This is a genomic window from Streptomyces rimosus subsp. rimosus, assembly GCF_000720725.1.
Taxonomy (GTDB): Bacteria; Actinomycetota; Actinomycetes; order Streptomycetales; family Streptomycetaceae; genus Streptomyces; species Streptomyces rimosus_A.
This window is the reverse complement of sequence record NZ_JOCQ01000261.1, coordinates 1-307: the sequence shown is the minus strand read 5'-3', so window position 1 is coordinate 307 and position 307 is coordinate 1. Positions and strand designations below refer to the sequence as shown.

Here is a 307-nt window from a genome sequence, read left to right as displayed (position 1 = left end):
ATTTCGCGGCGGTGCGGTTGCCGGATTACATGGTGCCGTCGGCGGTGGTGGTGCTGGATGAGCTGCCGTTGACGGTCAACGGCAAGGTGGACCGGGGGGTTCTTCCCGCGCCGGATTATGCGGGGGCCGCTTCGGATCGTGCGCCGCGTTCGCCTCAGGAGCAGATTCTGTGCCGGTTGTTTGCCGAGGTGCTGGGGCTGGAGCAGGTCGGTATCGATGACGGGTTCTTCGACCTCGGTGGGGATTCGCTGTTGGCGACGCGGCTGGCGAGCCGTATCAAGGGTGCGTTGGGTGCGGAGATTTCGGT

The 307-nt window shown here is 65.1% G+C and carries 1 protein-coding gene; it reads left to right on the top strand.

Translation table 11 applies throughout. From position 1 onward, the window contains the following. A partial coding sequence (locus IH45_RS01000000144860; RefSeq protein ID WP_032919607.1) for a phosphopantetheine-binding protein occupies positions 1 to 307 on the top strand: 307 nt, incomplete at both ends.